This window comes from Streptomyces sp. NPDC002698, assembly GCF_042888945.1.
Lineage (GTDB): Bacteria > Actinomycetota > Actinomycetes > Streptomycetales > Streptomycetaceae > Streptomyces.
Window position 1 is genome coordinate 90997 of sequence record NZ_JBIAQM010000022.1, and the last position, 14889, is coordinate 105885.

The window sequence follows — 14889 nt, forward strand, 5'->3', positions numbered from 1 at the left end:
ATACGGCCCGCCACCGACAGTGAACCGGTCCCGGCGGGCACGACGGCACGCAAAACAGAAGGGGTGCCGGGGCGGAACGCACCGCGACGGCCGCATACCATCGACCCAGACCCTCCCGCTCCGCATGAACCTGGGGGCGGGGGACGCTTCGAACGAGGGGACATCGTGGACGAGAGCGGCGGGAGCGGGCAGCCGCGGTCCGGCACCGGCGAGGCGACCGAGCGCCACGGGAGGCCCTCGGCCTCCACCGGTCCGGCCTCCGGCGCGCACCCCGGACCGGCAGCGCCCGAGGCCACCGGGCCGGACCCCACGGCCCCCGATCACGACTCCCGGACCCGGACGCGGTCCGGCGCGGACACCGGCACCCGGGCCGCGAGCGAGCCCGCCGCACGGTCCGAGGACGCCCCCCGCCCGGGCGACGAGGCCCCCGACCAGCCGGAGACCGGCCCCCACGACAACTCCGCGGATCGCGGCCGGCCCACACCCGAGGCGACGTCCGGACCCGAGGCGACGCCCGCACCCGAGACCGAGGACCGCCCCGAACCGGCCCGCGACCCCCTGGCGAAGGCACCCGCCTCCACCGAGCGCACCGAGGAGATCGCAGCCCACGGCGATCCCTCCCAGCCCTCCGATCCCTCCGAGCCCTCCCAGCCGGCCTACGGCCAGATCCAGGGCCAGGACCACGACGGACCCACCGGCGCCCGCCGCACCGGCACCACCAAAGGACGCCCCCCACGCCGTCCCAAGGAACCCGGCGGCGGACTCCTCATGGGCCGGCCCTTCGGCGTACCCGTCTACGTCGCACCCAGCTGGTTCCTCGTAGCCGCCCTGATCACCTGGGTCTTCGGCGGCCAGCTCGACCGCGTCCTGCCCGACCTCGGCGCAGCCCGCTACCTCGTCTCCCTCTTCTTCGCCGTCGCCTTCTACGCCTCCGTACTCGTCCACGAACTCGCCCACACCGTCGCCGCCCTCCGCTTCAAACTCCCGGTCCGCCGCATCCAGCTCCAGTTCTTCGGCGGCGTCTCCGAGATCGAGAAGGAAGCCGAGACCCCCGGCCGCGAATTCGTGCTCGCCTTCGTCGGCCCCCTCCTCTCCCTCGTCCTGTCCGGCCTCTTCTACCTCGCCACGCTGCCCGTCGAGCCCGGCACCGTCCCCGGCGTCCTGCTCGCCGGCCTGATGATCTCCAACCTCATCGTGGCCGCCTTCAACCTCCTCCCCGGCCTCCCCCTCGACGGCGGCCGCATGCTCCGCGCCGTCGTCTGGAAGATCACCGGCAGAGCCATGAGCGGCACCGTCGCCGCGGCCTGGGTCGGCCGCGCCCTCGCCGTCTCCGTTCTCATCGGCCTGCCCCTGCTCACCCAGTCCTCGGCACTCGGCGCCGCCCCCGAGAACGCCGGCAGCATGGACACCATCACCGACGCCCTCCTCGCCGCCATCCTCGCGGCCATCATCTGGACCGGCGCCGGCAACAGCCTCCGCGTGGCCCGCCTGCGCGAACACCTGCCGGAACTGCGCGCCCGCTCCCTCACCCGCCGCGCCGTCCCCGTCGAGACCACCACCCCCCTCTCCGAGGCACTGCGCCGCGCCAACGACGTCGGCGCCCGCGCACTCGTCGTCGTCGACGCCGACGGCGAACCCCTCTCCCTGGTCCGCGAAGCCGCCATCGTCGGCGTCCCCGAACACCGCCGCCCCTGGGTCGCCGTCAGCGGCCTCGCCCAGGACCTCACCGACGGCATGCGGGTCTCCGCCGAACTCGCCGGAGAGGACCTCCTCGACGTCCTGCGCGCCAGCCCCGCCACCGAATACCTCGTCGTCGAGGACTCCGGCGAGATCTACGGCGTCCTGTCCGCCGCCGACGTGGAACGCGCCTTCGTCAAAGCCATGGCCCGCCCCTCCTGACCGTGGTCGGCGGCCCCGTCGGGGACCGGTAGGCTGTTCACATGTCCGAACCGACCGGTGCCGCCCGCAGGCGCGGGCCCTTCAAGGTCGGGGACCAGGTTCAGCTGACCGACCCCAAGGGCCGCCACTACACGTTCACGCTCGAGGCCGGGAAGAACTTCCACACCCACAAGGGTTCCTTCCCCCACGACGAGCTGATCGGCGCTCCCGAGGGCAGCGTTGTCCGCACCACGGGAAACGTCGCCTATCTCGCGCTGCGCCCCCTGCTCCCCGACTACGTCCTGTCCATGCCCCGCGGCGCCGCCGTGGTCTACCCCAAGGACGCGGGGCAGATCCTGGCCTTCGCCGACATCTTCCCCGGCGCCCGCGTCGTGGAAGCGGGAGTCGGCTCCGGCTCGCTGAGCAGCTTCCTGCTGCGCGCCATCGGTGACCAGGGCATGCTGCACTCCTACGAGCGCCGCGAGGACTTCGCCGAGATCGCCCAGCAGAACGTGGAGCGCTACTTCGGCGGACCCCACCCCGCCTGGCAGCTCACCGTCGGCGACCTCCAGGACAACCTGAGCGACGCCGACGTCGACCGGGTCATCCTCGACATGCTCGCTCCCTGGGAGTGCCTGGAGGCCGTCTCCAAGGCACTCGTCCCCGGCGGCATCCTCTGCTGCTACGTGGCGACGACCACCCAGCTCGCCCGGACCGTTGAATCCATCCGCGAGATCGGCTGCTTCAACGAGCCGACCGCCTGGGAATCGATGATCCGCAACTGGCACATCGAGGGCCTGGCCGTCCGCCCGGACCACCGCATGATCGGCCACACCGGCTTCCTGCTGACCGCCCGCCGCCTCGCGGACGGCGTCGAGCCGCCCATGCGCCGCCGCCGCCCCGCCAAGGGCGCCTACGGCGAGGACTACTCCGGCCCGAACGCCGACGGCGGCGCCGCCCGCTGACGTACCCAACGCACCACGCCTGTGGCCGAGTTCCCGGAACCCTCCGGGAACTCGGCCACAGTGCTTCTGCGTTGACACACCGGCTGACCCGCCACCAGGAACCGGTGGACGGACCCGGGAAGCCGAGACGACCGGCCTCCCGAGCCCGGCCGACGGACCGTTCGCAAGGCCGTTCACAAGGCGGCCGACGGGTCGTGAGGTCCGCGGGCGAGGCCGGCCAGGAGGCGACCAGGTGCGCCGGGCGAGAGCCCGGCGGTCCGCCGGCGGACCGGGGGCCGGGGTGCCCGCGGAGCACGCCGACAGGCTTACCGGAATGCCTTCCGGAATGCCCGCGGCACGCACCTGCCACAGGGCCGCGGCGGAGCGACGCCGGGGCTCCTCAGGCACTGTCTCCGGCCGGGCAGCGGGCCTGAGCGGCACCGCCGGCTCGCAGTCCGCCGCAGGCCCCCAGTCGCAGCCGGCCCGCTGCCCGTGGGCGGCCGACGCCGCCGACGGGCAGCCCCGTACACGCCCCTCACCCACGCGTCCCCGGACCGAATCACCCCCGAGCCCCGTCCGGCCCGCCATGCCCGCGACCGCAGCGCCACGGCCCGCCGGGACCCGGCGGGCGGCGCACTCCTCCGGACCCCTCCCGACGCCTCGGCCGGAGCCGTACGGAGTCCCCGCCGAAGACCGCGCCGGAACGCCTCACAAGTCCGGACCCCGCCGTTCCACCAGCCTGTGACGTGTGGCACCATGCGGGACACCCACCCCACCGGCACAGCCCTCGCGGGAGAAACCCCAAGTGCAGCAATCCGTTGTCCCGGAACTGGCACACACACAGACCAGCCCCATCCAGTGGGTCGCCACGGCCACCGCCGTCGCCGGAGTCGTGGCGCTGTCCTCCCTCGTCCAGCCCGATCCGGCGAGGGCGGCCCAGCCCGGCGCGGGCCCCAGCGCGGCGACGGCACCGGCGGCCCCGGCGGCAGCCCCCGACCCCACCGGCGTCGACTTCCCGATCGTCTGCGGACCCGTCAAGGTCCTCGTCGAGAAGAAGGCCTCCGGAGACCTGGACGGCGACGGCCGCCCGGAGACCGTGGCCGTCGTCCGCTGCGACGCCGGCTCGGGCACCCCGCCCAGCGGCGTCTACGTCCTCACCCAGGCCGAGGGAGCGCAGCGGCCCCGGGTCGTCGCGACCCTGATCGATCCCAAGGACCGGCTCAGCGTCACGGACTTCGCGGTCAGCGACGGAGACGTCACCGCCACGCTCCTCGGCTACTCCTCGGCCGACGTACCGAGTTGCTGCCCCGACCTGAGGCAGAACGCCAAGTGGCAGTGGAAGAACGGCGCGTTCATCCGCTCGACACCGTCCGAAGCGCGCGGTGCCTGAGCGCGCCCCCGGCGCAACACCCGAACAAAAGACAACACCCTCCGCGACGCGGAGGGTGTGAGGAACCGGTCACACGATGACGCGGGGTGCCCGAACGGTCACTCCGCGTCCGGACCGAAGATCTCGACCTTGTCCGAAACGCGACGGACATGGATGCAGTCCCCCGGACACTCCTTCGCCGAGTCCGCCACGTCGCGCAGAAGCGGCAGGGGCACGGGCGTTGTGGCCCCCACGGCCTGCAGAAGCTCGTCATCGGCGCTCTTCACATAGGCCAGGCCGTCAATGTCCAGCTCAAAGACCTCGGGCGCGTACTGGACACAGATCCCGTCGCCGGTACAGAGATCCTGGTCGATCCAGACCTCAAGCGCCTCGCCGTCGACTCCGGCCTCCTGCTGCACGGTCATTTCTCCTGCCGTTTTCTGCGTCGAGCGGACCGAAGACTGGGGAATCGGGCCAGCTCTGACGGGTGTTGAACACTTCGACCCTACCTCTGCCCGCTTCCCAATCATGTTCGGTGGGTATTCCCCTGGCGTGAGGGAGAGCGCAAGGGTGAAGATCGGACACACCCCGACAGTCTTTGTGATCTAGGGGTTTCAATCGACACCCACCCAGGTAGGGTCTGGAAGCGTCCAGCTCCCCTTGGAGGAGGTGAGGACCGTGGCAGCCCACGACGACGACATGAACCGCGGCATCCGCCCGGGAAGAGGGTCCGATGACCCCGCCGGGCAGATTGCCTACCTTGAGCAGGAGATCGCCGTCCTGCGACGCAAGCTCGCCGACTCTCCGCGACACACGAGGATTCTCGAAGAGCGGATCGTCGAGTTGCAGACCAACCTGGCAGGCGTGTCCGCACAGAACGAACGACTGGCGAACACACTCCGTGAGGCCCGCGACCAGATCGTGGCCCTCAAGGAGGAGGTCGACCGGCTCGCACAGCCGCCGGCCGGCTTCGGTGTCTTCCTCACGGCGAACGAGGACGGCACGGCCGACATCTTCACCGGGGGCCGCAAGCTCCGGGTGAACGTCAGCCCCAGCGTCGAGCTCGACGAGCTCAGGCGCGGCCAGGAAGTGATGCTCAACGAAGCCCTCAACGTGGTCGAGGCCATGGAGTACGAGAGCGTCGGCGACATCGTCACCCTCAAGGAGATCCTGGAGGACGGCGAGCGCGCCCTCGTACAGGGGCACACCGACGAGGAACGGGTGGTACGGCTCGCCGAACCACTCCTGGACGTCAATATCCGTCCCGGAGACGCCCTCCTCCTCGAACCCCGTTCCGGCTACGTCTACGAGATCGTTCCCAAGAGCGAGGTCGAGGAACTCGTCCTCGAAGAGGTCCCGGACATCGGCTACGAGCAGATCGGCGGTCTGGGCGGCCAGATCGAGATGATCCGCGACGCGGTCGAGCTCCCGTACCTCTACCCCGACCTCTTCAAGGAACACGAACTGCGCCCGCCCAAGGGAGTCCTGCTCTACGGACCCCCCGGATGCGGAAAGACGCTCATCGCCAAGGCCGTGGCCAACTCACTGGCCAAGAAGGTCGCCGAAGTGACCGGACAGGCCACCGGCAAGAGCTTCTTCCTCAACATCAAGGGCCCCGAGCTCCTGAACAAGTACGTCGGCGAGACCGAGCGGCAGATCCGCCTCGTCTTCCAGCGTGCCCGGGAGAAGGCCAGCGAGGGCACACCCGTCATCGTCTTCTTCGACGAGATGGAATCCCTCTTCCGCACCCGTGGATCGGGCGTCAGCTCGGACGTGGAGAACACCATCGTCCCGCAGCTGCTCGCCGAGATCGACGGCGTGGAAGGCCTGCAGAACGTGGTGGTCATCGGCGCCTCGAACCGCGAGGACATGATCGACCCCGCCATCCTGCGGCCCGGCCGGCTCGACGTGAAGATCAAGATCGAGCGCCCCGACGCCGAAGCGGCGAAGGACATCTTCCAGAAGTACCTCACCGAGCGCCTCCCCCTGCACTCCGAAGACGTCGGAGAGCACGGCGGCGACAGGGCGGCCACCGTCCACGGCATGATCCAGACAGCCGTGGAGCAGATGTACGCCGAATCGGAGGAGAACCGCTTCCTGGAGGTCACCTACGCCAACGGTGACAAGGAAGTCCTTTACTTCAAGGACTTCAATTCCGGCGCCATGATCGAGAACATCGTGGGCCGCGCCAAGAAGATGGCCATCAAGGACTTCTTGGAGCACAGCCAGAAGGGCCTCAGGGTCTCCCACCTCCTCCAGGCATGCGTGGACGAGTTCAAGGAGAACGAGGACCTGCCGAACACCACCAACCCCGACGACTGGGCCAGGATCTCCGGAAAGAAGGGCGAACGGATCGTCTATATCCGTACGCTCATCACTGGAAAGCAGGGCGCGGACACCGGACGCTCCATCGACACGGTGGCCAACACCGGTCAGTACCTGTAAAAGACAGGGCGGCTGCGGGTGCCCTCGGCGGGTACCCGCAGCCGACTGTTTTTCAGGACAAGGCCGGAGCACAGCAATGACGCAAATGATCTCCCCACCAGCGCAAAGGCGTTCTAGGCTCTTTCGTACCGCCGAGTCGCGCAGTGCGGGGACGGGCACCGCACACGCACCGGAGCGCCAGCGGTACTTGAGCAGCGCCCCCGACCGAGGGCGCCGCCGGGCAAGGAGGGCCGCATGACCGTACGGCGAGTAATGGGCATCGAGACGGAGTACGGGATCTCCGTCCCCGGTCACCCCAACGCCAATGCCATGCTCACCTCGTCCCAGATCGTCAACGCCTACGCGGCGGCGATGCACCGGGCGCGCCGCGCCCGCTGGGACTTCGAGGAGGAGAACCCGCTGCGGGACGCGCGAGGCTTCGACCTCGCCCGGGAGGCCGCCGACACCAGCCAGCTCACCGACGAGGACATCGGCCTGGCCAATGTCATCCTCACCAACGGTGCACGGCTGTACGTCGACCACGCACACCCGGAATACAGCTCCCCCGAAGTCACCAACCCGCGGGACGCCGTCCTGTGGGACAAGGCCGGCGAGCGCATCATGGCCGAGGCCGCGGAGCGCGCCGCCCAGCTTCCCGGCGCCCAGCCGATCCACCTCTACAAGAACAACACCGACAACAAGGGCGCCTCCTACGGCACGCACGAGAACTACCTGATGAAGCGGGAGACCCCCTTCTCGGACATCGTGCGGCACCTCACGCCGTTCTTCGTCTCACGCCAGGTCGTCACCGGAGCGGGCCGCGTCGGCATCGGCCAGGACGGACACGAGCACGGCTTCCAGCTCAGCCAGCGCGCCGACTACTTCGAGGTCGAGGTAGGCCTGGAGACGACCCTCAAGCGCCCCATCATCAACACCCGCGACGAACCGCACGCCGACGCCGAGAAGTACCGCCGGCTGCACGTGATCATCGGAGACGCCAACCTCTCCGAGATCTCGACCTACCTCAAGCTGGGTACGACGGCACTGGTCCTCTCCATGATCGAGGACGGCTTCATCGCCGTCGACCTGGCCGTCGACCAGCCCGTACGCACCCTCCACCAGGTCTCCCACGACCCGACCCTCAAGCGCCTGGTCACGCTCCGCAGCGGCCGCACGCTCACCGCCGTGCAACTGCAGATGGAGTACTTCGAGCTGTCGCGCAAATACGTGGAGGAGCGGTTCGGGGCGGACGCCGACGAGCAGACCAAGGACGTCCTCCTGCGCTGGGAGGACACCCTGAACCGCCTGGAGAACGACCCGATGAGCCTCGCCGGAGAGCTCGACTGGGTCGCCAAGCGGGAGCTCATGGAGGGCTACCGGCGCCGCGACGACCTCGACTGGGACGCCGCCCGGCTGCACCTGGTCGACCTCCAGTACGCCGACGTACGGGCCGAGAAGGGCCTCTACAACCGTCTGGCCGCCCGGGGCAGGATCAAGCGCCTGCTGGACGAGGGCGAGGTCGAGCGGGCCCGTACGACACCGCCGGAGGACACCCGCGCCTACTTCCGCGGGCGCTGCCTGGAACAGTACGCGGACGACGTGGCGGCGGCCTCCTGGGACTCGGTGATCTTCGACCTGCCCGGCCGGGACTCGCTCCAGCGCGTCCCAACCCTGGAGCCGCTTCGCGGAACGCGTAATCACGTCAAGGCACTCCTGGACCGCTGCCGTACGGCCGAGGACCTGGTCAGGGTGCTGTCGGGCAACTGAGCTTCCCCCGGGACGGCACCGGCCGGACAGGGTGGAATACCCGGCGTTACGGGAATCATCGAGGTGGTCCCCGTACGTTGTGGCAACTGCGGGGCCGATGTCGGACCCTGCTTGTAGGGTCTGATCAAGAACGTCGAACCGAGCGGGGTGAGGGTTATGGCGACCAAGGACACCGGCGGCGGACAGCAGAAGGCGACGCGTTCCACCGAGGAGGCCGAGGAGCAGACACAGGACGCGCAGGCGACCGACGACCTCAAGGAACGCCAGGAAAAGCTGAGCGACGACGTCGACTCGGTTCTTGACGAGATTGACGATGTACTCGAAGAGAACGCCGAGGATTTCGTGAGGTCCTTCGTTCAGAAGGGCGGGCAGTAAGCCACTTTTTCCATCGAATCGAAGGTTCGAGCCGAACGTGGCTGAAGAAGTGGAAACGCGAAGCTGCTCGCGGTGTAAGCAGAACAAACCGCGGGCGGCCTTCGCGAGCAACAGGTCGATGTCCGACGGTCTCCAGGCGTACTGCCGGGAATGCTCCGCGGAGTACTACCGGCAGCGCCAGGAGGCCAAGGGCAGAACGGTACGGGTCAAGGTGCCTGTACCGCGGGGCCACAAGCGCTGCCCGCAGTGCCAGGTCGTGAAACCGCACTCCGCGTGGGAGCGCAACAAGTCCTCCTCGGACGGCTGGGCGAGCTACTGCCGTGAGTGCCGTGCGGAGCGGAACCGGACCAGCTATTTCCAGCGCAAGTACGGCCTCACGCCAGTCGAGTTGGACGCGATGGTCGCGGAGCAGCGGGGAATCTGCTGTATCTGCCTAACCGCCCCTGCCGAACATGTGGATCACTGTCACCAGACGGGTAGGGTCCGAGGCGTACTGTGCTTCAGCTGCAACGCCGCACTGGGGCAGTTCAAGGATCGGCCCGACGTCATGAGACGGGCTGCGACATACCTGGAAGGAAACGCGTGGAAGCCAACACTCGTAGCACCGGGCGTCTACCGGCTGCCTTCCTGACGCCCGGGTCGTCGTCCTTCATGGACTTCCTCTCCGAGCACCAGCCGGAGATGCTCCCGGGCAAGCGGCAACTGCCGCCCGTCCAGGGTGTGATCGAGGCCCCGCACGGCACGACGATCGTCGCCGTCACGTTCCCCGGCGGGGTCGTCCTCGCCGGTGACCGGCGGGCCACGATGGGGAACGTCATCGCCCAGCGCGACATCGAGAAGGTCTTCCCGGCCGACGAGTACTCGGCGGTGGGCATCGCCGGCACGGCGGGCCTGGCCGTGGAGATGGTGAAGCTGTTCCAGCTGGAGCTGGAGCACTTCGAGAAGGTGGAGGGCGCGCAGCTCTCCCTGGAGGGCAAGGCGAACCGCCTGTCCACGATGATCCGTTCCAACCTCGGCATGGCCATGCAGGGCCTGGCCGTGGTCCCCCTGTTCGCGGGCTACGACGTGGACCGCGGCAAGGGCCGCATCTTCTCCTACGACGTCACCGGCGGCCGCTCCGAGGAGCACGGCTACGCGGCCACGGGCTCCGGTTCGCTCTTCGCGCGCGGTGCCATGAAGAAGCTCTACGCCAGGGATCTGACGGAGGACCAGGCGACGACGCTGGTCATCCAGGCCCTCTACGACGCGGCCGACGACGACTCGGCGACCGGTGGTCCCGATGTCGCGCGCCGGATCTACCCGATCGTCACCGTGATCACCGAGAGCGGCTTCCGCCGGCTCACGGACGAGGAGTCCTCCGAGATCGCGCGCGTGATCCTGGAGGCGCGGCTCCAGCAGCCCGACGGCCCGCGTGCCGCGCTGTACTGAACGTCCGTCTCTCTTCCAGGTGATCCAGTGACTTCGACAGAAAGGGACGGATAGCCGGTGTCGACGCCGTTCTATGTCTCACCCCAGCAGGCGATGGCCGACCGGGCGGAGTACGCCCGCAAGGGCATCGCCCGTGGCCGCAGCCTGGTCGTGCTGCAGTACGCCGACGGCATCGTGTTCGTCGGCGAGAACCCGTCCCGCGCGCTGCACAAGTTCAGCGAGATCTACGACCGGATCGGCTTCGCGGCCGCCGGTAAGTACAACGAGTACGAGAACCTGCGGATCGGCGGTGTGCGTTACGCCGATCTGCGCGGCTACACGTACGACCGTGCCGATGTGACCGCTCGTGGTCTGGCGAATGTCTACGCCCAGACGCTGGGCACGATCTTCTCGTCGGCGGCCGAGAAGCCGTACGAGGTGGAGCTGGTGGTCGCCGAGGTCGGGGAGACGCCCGACGGTGACCAGATCTACCGGCTGCCGCACGACGGTTCGATCGTGGACGAGCACGGCTCGGTCGCGGTCGGCGGTAACGCCGAGCAGATCAGTACGTATCTGGATACGCAGCACCAGGACGGCATGTCGCTGGCCGAGGCGCTGAAGCTGGCTGTCCAGTCGCTGTCCCGGGAGCCGAACGGTGGCGAGCGGGAGATTCCGGCGGAGCGGCTGGAGGTCGCGGTGCTGGACCGGACGCGGCCGCAGCAGCGGAAGTTCAAGCGGATCGTGGGCCGTCAGTTGTCCCGGTTGCTGGAGGCCGGGGGCGCGGAGACGGCGACGGAGGCCGAGGACGCCGACGACGACGAGTGAGGTCGTGGTCGGACCTCGTGCCCGTTCGGGTGTTATACGGAAGGGGCCGCCCCGGTGCAGACCGGTGCGGCCCCTTCCGTATGCGGTGGGAGGCGAGGGCCTAGGTGCCAGGAGGGGCCGTGGAGCCTCGTACGACGAGTTCGACGGGGATGTCCTCCTGCGGGGGCGTGCGGCCGTCGAGGACGGCCAGGAGGGCTTTCATGCCCTGTTCGCCGAACCGTTCGGCGTCCAGGCGGACGGTGGTGAGTTCGGGGTCGAGGGCGCGGGCCAGGGCGAGGTCGTCGAGTCCGGTGACGGAGATGTCGTCGGGGATGCGCAGGCCGAGGCGGCGGGCGGCCTTGTAGGCGCCCGCGGCGAGTTTGTCGTCGTCGCAGACGATCGCGGTGGGGCGGGGTCCCGGGGTGGAGAGTGCGGTCTGGGCGGCGGCCAGGGCGTCTTCGAAGGAGATGGGGGCGCGGGCGACCCGCAGGCTGGTCCCGGGGACTTCGACGAGGCAGGAGGCCAGTTCGCGGGCGCGGACCTCGAAGGTCCAGGAGGGGATGTCGGCCGCGAGGTGCAGGAAGCGGCGGTGGCCGAGTGCCAGGAGGTGGTCGGTGACCTGGCGTACGCCGTCGGCGATGTCGAGGTTGACGGTGGCGGCGCCCTGGCTGCCGGCGGGGTCGCTGTCGAGCATGACGAGGGGGAGCTGGTCGCCGCGGATCGCGGTGAGGGCGTCGGCCGCCATGGAGGAGGCGATGACGCCGTCGAGGGCGGCCTGGGCGGAGCCGAAGGGGTCGCGGGCGGGGCCGATGCCTTCGGGGGAGGGGTAGAGGACGACTCCGAAGCCGTGCTGGGCTGCGACGCGGGCGGCGCCGGTGTAGACGCCCGCGAAGAATTCGGTGGTGAGGGCGGGGACGACCAGCAGGACGGTGCGGGTGCGGCCGAGGCGGAGGTTGCGGGCGGCCAGGTTGGGGCGGTAGCCGAGTTCCTGGGCCGCGTCGCGGACGCGGTCGGCGGTCGTGGCGGAGACGCGGCCGCGCCACTTGTCGCCCAGGACGAGGGAGACGGCTGCCTGGGAGACCCCGGCGGCCTCGGCGACGTCCCGGCTGGTGGGGCGCGTGCTACCTCTTGCCACCGTGGGCCTGCTCCTTCGTCTGGACTCCCGGTCAGCGCACATGGTACGTATTGAGGGAGACGTTATACGTAACACTTGGACGTCGCGCGCTACCGGAAGGGCACGTCATGGCCGCGGGATACCTGGAGATCCTCAGGGCGAGGCATGCCGCCAGGCTGCTCGCGGGGACGCTGGTGGGGCGGCTGCCGAACGCCACGGCGGCCATCGCCGTCGTGCTGTTCGTGCGGGCCGGGGGCGGTACGTACAGCCTGGCGGGCGCGCTCGCGGCCGTGTACGGGGTGGCCAACGCGGTCGGGCAGCCGCTGCTCGGCCGGCTCGTGGACCTGTACGGCCAGCCCCGGGTGCAGCTGCCCGCCGCGGTCGTCTCGGCGCTCGGCATGGGCGTCTTCGCCCTGGCCGGAACGGAGCCGGTGGCGCTCGCCTGCGCCGCGATGGCCGTGGCCGGGCTCTTCACGCCGCCCCTGGAAGGCGGCCTGCGGGCGCTGTGGCCCTCCGTGCTGGGCAAGGAGGAGCAGGTGCACACCGCGTACGCGATGGACGCGGTGGCGCAGGAGGTCATGTTCACCGTCGGGCCCTTGCTGGTGACGCTGTGCGTGTCGCTCTGGTCCGCGCAGGCCGCCCTGCTGATCCTGGCCGTCATCGGTGTCCTGGGTGCCCTCTCCGTGGTCGTCTCGGAGCCTTCGCGCGCGTGGCGTTCGGCTCCGCGCGAGGCGCACTGGCTGGGCGCTCTGCGTTCGCCGGGGCTGCTGGCCCTGCTCGGGGCGTTCCTGTTCATCGGGATCGCGCTCGGTTCGATCACGGTGGCGGCGGTGTCGTACGCCGACGCGCACGGTGGGGACGTGGTGTACGGCTGGCTGATGGCGGGCATCGGGCTCGGGGCGCTGCTGGGCGGTGTGGTCTACGGCGCGCGTCGCTGGGGCGGGGCGCCGGAGCGGCGACTGCGGGTGCTGGTGGCCCTTCTGGCGGTGTGTTACGTCCCGCTGGTGCTGGTGCCGGGTCCGGTGGCCATGACGGGGCTGGCGACGCTTGCCGGGGTGTTCCTCGCGCCGAGCATCGCGTGTGCCTTCGTGCTGGTGGACCGGCACGCGCCCACCGGTACGGTCACCGAGGCTTTTTCCTGGCTTGTGACGACGTTCACCGTGGGTGCTTCGGTGGGAACGGGTGTCGCGGGGCCGGTCGTGGAGTGGGGCGGGGCGGGGCGGGCGTTCGCCGTTCCGGGGGTCGCGGGTGCCGCCGCGCTGGTGGTTCTGCTGGCCACGGGCCGGGTCCTCGCAGCTACCGGGAGGGGCGGGGTCGTTGCGGCTTCATCGGAAAATGATCCAAACCGAGCCGTCGAACCCCGTTTCAGCTCAGGGGATCGGGCGTAATGTTCAGTCATGGACCGCCGCATTTTCGGGCTGGAGAACGAGTACGGCGTCACGTGTACGTTCAGGGGACAGCGTCGTCTGTCTCCCGACGAGGTGGCGCGGTACCTCTTCCGCCGTGTCGTGTCATGGGGCCGCAGCAGCAATGTCTTTCTGCGGAACGGTGCCCGCCTTTATCTCGACGTGGGATCACATCCGGAATACGCGACACCCGAATGTGACAACGTGACGGAGCTCGTCACCCACGACAAGGCCGGCGAGCGCATTCTCGAAGGTCTCCTGGTAGACGCCGAACGACGCCTGCACGAGGAAGGGATCGCGGGCGACGTCTATCTGTTCAAGAACAACACCGACTCGGCAGGAAACTCCTACGGGTGCCACGAGAACTATCTGGTGGCCCGGCACGGGGAGTTCTCCCGGCTCGCGGACATTCTCATTCCGTTCCTGGTCACGAGGCAGTTGCTGTGCGGTGCGGGCAAGGTGCTGCAGACTCCGCGCGGTGCCGTGTACTGCGTCAGCCAGCGGGCTGAGCACATCTGGGAGGGCGTCAGCTCGGCGACGACCCGGTCCCGGCCCATCATCAACACGCGTGACGAGCCGCACGCGGACGCCGAGCGCTATCGCCGTCTGCACGTGATCGTCGGCGACTCGAACATGTCCGAGACGACGATGCTCCTCAAGGTCGGTGCCACGGACCTCGTGCTGCGCATGATCGAGGCGGGCACCGTCATGCGCGACCTGACTCTGGAGAACCCCATTCGGGCGATCCGCGAGGTCAGTCATGACATCACGGGCCGCCGGAAGGTGCGCCTGGCCAGCGGCCGTGAGGCCTCCGCGCTGGAGGTGCAGCGCGAGTACTACGAGAAGGCCGTGGACTTCTGTGAGCGCCGCGGTATCCGCACCGGGACCGTCGAACAGGTCCTCGAACTGTGGGGCCGTGTGCTCGACTCGATCGAGGCCGAGGACCTCGACCGGATCGGTACCGAGATCGACTGGGTGATGAAGTACCAGCTCATCGAGCGGTACCGGGCGAAGCACAACATGACCATGTCGCACCCCCGGGTCGCGCAGATAGACCTCGCCTACCACGACATCCACCGCCGTCGTGGCCTGTACTACCTGCTGGAGAGGAAGGGGCAAGCCGCTCGGATCTGCAACGACTTGAAGATCTTCGAGGGCAAGTCGGTGCCGCCGCAGACCACTCGGGCGCGTCTGCGCGGTGACTTCATCCGGCGGGCCCAGGAGCAGCGGCGGGACTTCACCGTCGACTGGGTGCACCTGAAGCTCAACGATCAGGCGCAGCGCACGGTGTTGTGCAAGGACCCGTTCCGTTCGGTGGACGACCGGGTGGAGAAGCTCATCGCCGGAATGTGAGCCGGGAGTTCCGTGGGTGGCGCGGAACGCAACGCGGGGCGCCGTACG

Annotated in this window: 13 protein-coding genes; 11 read left to right on the forward strand and 2 right to left on the reverse strand. The window is 69.4% G+C overall.

The genetic code is table 11. The annotated features are described in order from the left end of the window. The first annotated feature begins 165 nt into the window (after positions 1 to 165). The 3 genes from ACFYW9_RS27255 (at position 166) to ACFYW9_RS27265 (ending at position 4212) form a co-directional block, all read left to right on the forward strand. Positions 166 to 1899 carry a site-2 protease family protein gene (locus ACFYW9_RS27255; RefSeq protein WP_389155422.1) on the forward strand — a complete coding sequence of 578 codons (1734 nt, stop codon included), beginning with the start codon at positions 166 to 168 and terminating at the stop codon, positions 1897 to 1899. Between the two features lie 41 nt (positions 1900 to 1940). Further along, complete coding sequence (locus ACFYW9_RS27260; protein WP_326788764.1) at positions 1941 to 2843, forward strand: tRNA (adenine-N1)-methyltransferase; 903 nt, start codon at positions 1941 to 1943, stop codon at positions 2841 to 2843. A gap of 784 nt (positions 2844 to 3627) precedes the next feature. Then, complete coding sequence (locus tag ACFYW9_RS27265) at positions 3628 to 4212, forward strand: hypothetical protein (RefSeq protein ID WP_389155425.1); 585 nt, start codon at positions 3628 to 3630, stop codon at positions 4210 to 4212. 98 nt (positions 4213 to 4310) lie between these two features. Here the strand turns inward: ACFYW9_RS27265 and ACFYW9_RS27270 are convergent, their stop codons facing one another. Then, a complete protein-coding gene (locus ACFYW9_RS27270; protein ID WP_351863989.1) occupies positions 4311 to 4616 on the reverse strand; it encodes a ferredoxin in 306 nt (101 codons plus the stop codon). 253 nt (positions 4617 to 4869) lie between these two features. Between ACFYW9_RS27270 and arc the strand changes: the two genes are divergently transcribed. The 6 genes from arc (at position 4870) to prcA (ending at position 10989) form a co-directional block, all read left to right on the forward strand. Then, positions 4870 to 6636: a proteasome ATPase gene (gene arc, locus ACFYW9_RS27275; RefSeq protein WP_339128326.1), complete on the forward strand. Its 1767-nt coding sequence runs from the start codon at positions 4870 to 4872 to the stop codon at positions 6634 to 6636. Between the two features lie 234 nt (positions 6637 to 6870). Next, on the forward strand, positions 6871 to 8382 hold the full coding sequence (dop, locus tag ACFYW9_RS27280) for a depupylase/deamidase Dop (protein ID WP_351863985.1): 1512 nt from the start codon (positions 6871 to 6873) through the stop codon (positions 8380 to 8382). A 156-nt stretch (positions 8383 to 8538) separates the two neighbouring features. Next, positions 8539 to 8757 (forward strand): ubiquitin-like protein Pup, encoded by a 219-nt coding sequence (locus tag ACFYW9_RS27285; protein WP_328667880.1) that lies wholly within the window; start codon positions 8539 to 8541, stop codon positions 8755 to 8757. A gap of 118 nt (positions 8758 to 8875) precedes the next feature. Then, the gene (locus ACFYW9_RS27290) at positions 8876 to 9388 is read left to right on the forward strand and encodes an endonuclease VII domain-containing protein (protein WP_389155498.1); all 513 of its coding nucleotides are present in this window, start codon (positions 8876 to 8878) and stop codon (positions 9386 to 9388) included. Further along, complete coding sequence (gene prcB, locus ACFYW9_RS27295) at positions 9340 to 10185, forward strand: proteasome subunit beta (RefSeq protein WP_387307574.1); 846 nt, start codon at positions 9340 to 9342, stop codon at positions 10183 to 10185. The genes ACFYW9_RS27290 and prcB overlap by 49 nt, the downstream gene beginning before the upstream one ends. Before the next feature lie 57 nt (positions 10186 to 10242). Further along, entirely contained in the window at positions 10243 to 10989 is a 747-nt protein-coding gene (prcA, locus tag ACFYW9_RS27300; RefSeq protein WP_351863979.1) for a proteasome subunit alpha, read from the forward strand. Positions 10990 to 11089: 100 nt separating this feature from the next. Here prcA and ACFYW9_RS27305 read toward each other — a convergent pair whose 3' ends face one another. Continuing rightward, positions 11090 to 12103: a LacI family DNA-binding transcriptional regulator gene (locus tag ACFYW9_RS27305; RefSeq protein ID WP_389155433.1), complete on the reverse strand. Its 1014-nt coding sequence runs from the start codon at positions 12101 to 12103 to the stop codon at positions 11090 to 11092. Positions 12104 to 12210: 107 nt separating this feature from the next. Between ACFYW9_RS27305 and ACFYW9_RS27310 the strand changes: the two genes are divergently transcribed. After that, positions 12211 to 13470, forward strand: coding sequence for an MFS transporter (locus ACFYW9_RS27310; RefSeq protein ID WP_351863974.1), 1260 nt, complete (start codon positions 12211 to 12213; stop codon positions 13468 to 13470). A gap of 9 nt (positions 13471 to 13479) precedes the next feature. Continuing rightward, a complete protein-coding gene (pafA, locus tag ACFYW9_RS27315; RefSeq protein WP_019066118.1) occupies positions 13480 to 14841 on the forward strand; it encodes a Pup--protein ligase in 1362 nt (453 codons plus the stop codon). Positions 14842 to 14889: the final 48 nt, after the last annotated feature.

Excerpts from the sequence above, each read along its gene's own strand:
- ACFYW9_RS27260 (WP_326788764.1), top strand. The coding sequence starts at position 1,941 with ATGTCCGAACCGACCGGTGCCGCCCGCAGGCGCGGGCCCTTCAAGGTC.
- ACFYW9_RS27270 (WP_351863989.1), bottom strand. The coding sequence starts at position 4,616 with ATGACCGTGCAGCAGGAGGCCGGAGTCGACGGCGAGGCGCTTGAGGTC.
- dop (WP_351863985.1), top strand. The coding sequence starts at position 6,871 with ATGACCGTACGGCGAGTAATGGGCATCGAGACGGAGTACGGGATCTCC.
- ACFYW9_RS27285 (WP_328667880.1), top strand. The coding sequence starts at position 8,539 with ATGGCGACCAAGGACACCGGCGGCGGACAGCAGAAGGCGACGCGTTCC.
- ACFYW9_RS27290 (WP_389155498.1), top strand. The coding sequence starts at position 8,876 with ATGTCCGACGGTCTCCAGGCGTACTGCCGGGAATGCTCCGCGGAGTAC.
- ACFYW9_RS27310 (WP_351863974.1), top strand. The coding sequence starts at position 12,211 with ATGGCCGCGGGATACCTGGAGATCCTCAGGGCGAGGCATGCCGCCAGG.
- pafA (WP_019066118.1), top strand. The coding sequence starts at position 13,480 with ATGGACCGCCGCATTTTCGGGCTGGAGAACGAGTACGGCGTCACGTGT.